Here is a 5,345-nt window from a genome sequence, read left to right as displayed (position 1 = left end):
GGTTATACCCTAAGAGCAAACCACCCTTTTTAAGGGTGGTTCTGATTATTGATCCGTTGGGGACGTGGAAACGGATCATTTAGAAATGGCACGGATATGAGTTGATCGCGCGATCCACTCCGGTCTGGCGGCTGCCGATTCGATGCGGTTCGAAAGGGTTATTCGGCGCCATGGCGACCGGTGGTACTCTTGTATCCGTTTGAAATCGAGCGAAGGAGTGCCGCTATGGAGCAATCGAGCCTGTTTGGTGACGGCGTGGACATCGATACCGAAACGCCCGCGAGTGCGGATGCCGCCGCACCGACCGACGCCCATGCCCAGGCGGCAGCGCGCGCGGCCGAGCTGCGCCACGAGCTCGATTACCACGCCTATCGCTACTACATGCTCGATGCGCCCGAAATCACGGACGCCGCCTTCGACAAAATGCTCGTTGAGCTGCAGGAGATCGAGGCGACCTACCCCGACCTGGTGACGCCCGACAGCTATACCCAGCGCGTGGGCGGCTACGTGAGCGAGCAGTTTACGCCGGTCACGCATATGGCGCGCATGTATTCCATGGACGATGCCATGGACCTGGACGAACTCGACGCGTGGCTCCAGCGCGCCGAGGATGCGCTCGGCGCCGGCAGCGTTACCTATACCTGCGAGCTTAAGATCGACGGCCTGGGCGTGGCCCTTACCTACCAAAACGGCACCTTCGTGCGCGCGGCCACACGCGGCGACGGCACCACGGGCGAGGACGTGTCGCTCAACGTGCGAACCATCAAGGATGTGCCCGTGCACCTGTCCGAGCCGGCGCTCGCCCACATGGGCGCCGACCGCGAGCGCACCATTGAGGTGCGCGGCGAGGTCTATATGCCCAAGGGCAGCTTTGTTCGTCTGAACGACGAGGCCGATGCCGAGGGGCGCGACCCCTTCGCCAACCCGCGCAACGCCGCCGCCGGCAGCCTGCGCCAAAAGGACCCCAAGGTCACGGCGCGCCGCGACCTGGCTACCTTTATCTACGCCATTGCCGATACCGATCCGCTGCACGTCCACAGCCAGCGCGAGTTCCTGGACTGGCTGCGTAGCGCCGGCTTTAGCGTCAACCCCAACGTTGCCCGTTGCGCCACGCCGGCCGAGGTCCACGAGTTCTGCGCCCAGGCCCTCGAGCATCGCGGTGACCTGGACTACGACATCGACGGCGTGGTCGTAAAGGTCGACAGCTTCCAGCAGCAGCTCGACCTGGGCTTTACTGCCCGCGCACCGCGCTGGGCCATTGCCTTTAAGTTCCCACCCGAGGAAAAGCAGACCGTCCTGCGCGAAATTCGCATCCAGGTGGGTCGCACCGGTGTGCTCACGCCGGTCGCCGAGTTCGACCCGGTGACGGTTGCCGGCTCCACCATCGCGCGCGCCACGCTGCACAACATCGACGAGATCCGTCGCAAAAACGTGCGCGAGGGCGACACCATCATCGTGCACAAGGCGGGCGACGTGATTCCCGAGGTCGTGGGCCCGGTGCTCGACAAGCGCCCGGCCGATTCGGTTGACTGGCACATGCCCGAGGTCTGCCCCGTGTGCGGTAGCCCCGTGGTTCACGAGGATGGCGAGGTTGCCTACCGCTGCGTGTCCATCGACTGCCCCGCACAGCTCAAGGAGCGTTTGCTCCACTGGGTGAGCCGCGGCTGCATGGACGTCGATGGCCTGGGCGACGAGATCGTCGACAAGATGATCGCCGCCGGGCTGATCCACGATGTCGCAGACTTCTACCAGCTCACGGTCGACGACATCGCCGGCCTGGACACGGGCCGCGTGTACGCCAGCTCCAACAGCAAAAAGGGCGTCAAGAAGGGCGATCCCATTCCGGTGGGCCTCAAGACGGCCGAGAAAATCATCGCCGAGCTCAATAAGTCCAAGAGCCAGCCACTCGGTCGCGTGCTGTTTGCCCTAGGCATCCGCCACGTGGGCAAAAGCGTGGGCGAGGTCATCGCCGAGCGATTCCTGTCGATTGACAAGCTCATCTTGGCGAGCGAAGAGGATATCGCCGAGTGCGAGGGCATCGGTCCCAAGATTGCGGCGAGCGTCAAGCAGTTCCTGGCCGTGCCCGAGAACCTCGCCGTGCTGGAGCGCTTGCGTCAGGCGGGCCTGTCGCTCGAGGTCGACTTGGGCGCCGCGCATGCACAGGCTGCAGCCGACGCTGGCGTGGCGGGCGAGCTTGTCGACGCACAGCCGCTTGCGGGCCTGACCTTCGTGCTCACCGGCACGCTCGTCAACCGCACGCGCGACGAGGCGGGTGCGGCGCTCAAGGTGCTCGGCGCTAAGGTTTCGGGCAGTGTGTCAAAGAAGACGAGTTATCTGGTCGCCGGCCCCAAAGCGGGCTCCAAGCTTACCAAGGCCGAGCAGCTGGGTGTACCCGTACTGGATGAGGACGCACTCGAGCAGATCTTGGCTACTGGTCAGGTGCCCCAGGCGTAAGGCATCGATAGCCAAATTGAAGAACCGCCCGGAAGCACGATGCCTTCCGGGCGGTTCTTATTTTGACGGGGCAACGGGCACGGTGATCTGCGTCACGTAGGTTGCCGGATCATCGCTGATGATGTCGTCGATAAGGGCGATTTCGCGTTGCCCCGCTACGCCACCAGTTTGTCAAAAGCCCCGCGCCGGTTGAGCACGGTAAACGCGACAACACAGATGACTGCCGACAAAATCGATCCGCACGGCGAAGCGATGCCCATGGGAAACAACGTATCGGAATAGGCGTTCGACAGCAGCCACGCGCCCGGCACGCGAATGAGCGCCACCGCCAGCACGTTGTGCGCAAAGCCGATGTAGCTCTTGCCGTATGCAGCGAAAAAGCCGCTAAAGCAAATGTGGATGCCGGCAAAAATCGCGTCGAAAATGTAGCTGCGCATATAGCCGGTGCCGGCGGCGACTACTGCAGCGTCCTTGGCAAAAAAGCCGATAAACGCCGGCGCCACCAGCCACATCAGCACCGTGATCAGGCAGCCGTACACTACCGAGATGGTCATGGCGTCTTTGAGCACCTGACGTGCGCGGTCGCCCTTACCCGCACCGGCGTTTTGCGCCGTGAGTGCGCTGACGGTGGCGCCCATGGAGCTCGGGACAATGAATAAAAAGCTGATCATCTTCTCGACCAAGCCCACGGCGGCGGCCTCGACCAGGCCGCGGTGGTTGGCGATGACGGTGATAAACATAAACGCCACCTGGATGCAGCCGTCCTGTACTGCCACGGGCACGCCGATCTTAAGAATGCTGCCGAGCGCCTCGGGCTGGGGACGCAGGTCGCTGCGCTTAACGTGAATGTTCGTGCGGCGGCTCTTGAGCCACACGAGCGCGAGGGCAACGCTTGCCGTCTGGGCGGTTACCGTGCCGAGTGCCGCGCCTACGGGACCGAGTCCCATGTGGCCGATAAACAGAAAATCGAGTGCGATGTTGATGATGCATGCCACGCCAATCACGTACATGGGCGAGCGCGAATCGCCCAGGCCGCGAAAGATGGCCGAGAGGATGTTGTATGCGGCGATAAAGGGAATGCCGACAAAGCAGATGCGCAGGTAGGCGGCAGTGCCTTCGACCGCTTCGACTGGCGTGCCAATGAGTGTCACGATCTGCGGGCACAGTGCGAGCAGGACAGCGGCCAGCACCACCGAGACACCCATAAAGAGCGTGATGGTGTTGCCGATGGCGGTCTCGGCGCGGTCGAAGCGGCGCGAGCCCACGGCGTGGCCGACGATAACCGTCGTTCCCATGGCCAGGCCCACGAGCGTCACGGTAATGATATAGAGCGTCTGCGCGCCGTTGCCCACGGCGGTGATGCCGGGGCGCCGCTAAACTGTCCCATCATGTACAGGTCGGCCATGCCGTAGAGCATCTGCAAAAAGTACGAGAGCATATAGGGCAGGGCAAAGACCGCGATGGTCTTAAGGACATTGCCGCGTGTGAGGTCGTGTTCCATAGGTGGGGCTTTCTGGCTGGGTTTGTTTACGTACCAGTGTAGTGAAAACCCTATAACGATTGTAGAGTCAAGGTTTGTGTTGGCAGCGGGGCGAAAAAGTCACGCTCCAAGCACGATGCTTTGACCCTCCGTGCCCCTCACCTCGCCTCAAACCATCACAACATTCGACGTTTTTTGCCAAAAACGGGAAAAGCATCGAATGTTGTGATGGTTTTTCTGCCACTCGATCGGGTGGATTCGCTTTCTTGCGCACGAAGGTGTGCGGACCCGTGAGCGGGGGAATAAGGTTGGTTATCCGACTCCATTGGAGGGCTCATGGACCTGCCGATCGTCCTGTCCCATAAGACTGCCTGGCTGTACCACAACGTGGCGCGCCCGTCCGAGCCGCTCTCGCGAGCAAGCAGCCTATGCGATGAGGACTCGCTTGCTAACGAGGCGGAGCCGACCGCGAGCCTGTCCGAATTGGGACTCGATGCCAAGGGGCTGAGGGCTTCAACGGCAGTTGGGATCGTTACCGACTATCTGGTTGCGCTTGGTATTCCACGAGAAGAGCTCGATCATATCGACACGCTCGTCAACTTCGATTTTGAGCGCTCGACGCCGGCTGGATTTAGGTGCCACGTGTTTGGAGCGCCGGTACCTCCAGGCCATCTTATCGAGGTGGCAGAGGGCCTTCTGGTGGTTGATGAGGTCATGTGCTTTGTCCAGGCGGGCTCGTGGATGAGTGAGCCCGAGCAGCTGGAATATGGCTACGAAATCTGCGCTCGATACCATTTGAATCATCTGTCGACAGGCGATTATATCGAGATGGGGCAGAGGTATACCGTTGCCGACTTGATTGCCTATTGCAATGAGAACCGATCTCGTCAGGGGGCTATACGCGCGGCCGCCGTGCTCAAGCGCGTGCACGATGGCGCGCGGTCGCCCATGGAGACGGCCACTGCAATCATGGTCGTAGCAAAACGTTCTCAAGGCGGGCTGGGATACGCCAAGATCGAGCTCAACCATCGGGTAGATGTTCCCAGCGAGTTCAAATATCTCGCAAAGGCTGGGTATTTCGAGATTGACGTATATGCGCCTGCGAGCGGTACGGGGATTGAATACAACGGCTCGGACCATCTTGATAAACAGCGCAGCGCGTCGGACGCGGAGCGTATGGCCGTGCTGAGCGCGCTGGGCTTTAGGATGATCGTCCTCACCGGGACTCAATTTGCCCATCAGCTGCAATTGCACCGGGCGATGAACGCCATCGCGCTCGCTATGGGCCTTAAGTGCGACCGAAGCGAAGCGTTCCAGAAACGTCAGAACGACCTGCGAGAATTCGTGATTCGGCACTGGGACGGTGGTAGCGCGCAGAGATGTGGTGTAAGAGGCGGGGCATGCCCCGCCT

General features: G+C 61.4%; 4 protein-coding genes. 2 read left to right on the top strand and 2 right to left on the bottom strand.

Annotated features, from left to right (window positions below; all coding sequences use genetic code 11):
• Positions 1-225: 225 nt before the first annotated feature.
• Complete coding sequence (gene ligA / locus DW024_RS09710; RefSeq protein WP_118335704.1) at positions 226-2,454, top strand: NAD-dependent DNA ligase LigA; 2,229 nt, start codon at positions 226-228, stop codon at positions 2,452-2,454.
• Between the two features lie 155 nt (positions 2,455-2,609).
• Here the strand turns inward: ligA and DW024_RS09705 are convergent, their stop codons facing one another.
• Together DW024_RS09705 and DW024_RS10215 are read right to left on the bottom strand one after the other, a co-directional pair.
• Positions 2,610-3,806, bottom strand: a complete 1,197-nt coding sequence (locus DW024_RS09705; RefSeq protein ID WP_199576967.1) for an MATE family efflux transporter — start codon at positions 3,804-3,806, stop codon at positions 2,610-2,612.
• On the bottom strand, positions 3,767-3,955 hold the full coding sequence (locus tag DW024_RS10215) for a hypothetical protein (protein ID WP_199576966.1): 189 nt from the start codon (positions 3,953-3,955) through the stop codon (positions 3,767-3,769). The genes DW024_RS09705 and DW024_RS10215 overlap by 40 nt, the downstream gene beginning before the upstream one ends.
• A gap of 315 nt (positions 3,956-4,270) precedes the next feature.
• Here DW024_RS10215 and DW024_RS09700 point away from each other — a divergent pair.
• Positions 4,271-5,345 (top strand): hypothetical protein (locus DW024_RS09700; RefSeq protein WP_118377594.1); only part of this gene is annotated, 1,075 nt, incomplete at its 3' end.

Origin of the sequence: Collinsella sp. AF37-9 (genome assembly GCF_003475115.1) — a bacterium.
Lineage (GTDB): Bacteria > Actinomycetota > Coriobacteriia > Coriobacteriales > Coriobacteriaceae > Collinsella.
This window is presented reverse-complemented; position numbering and strand designations above follow the sequence as displayed.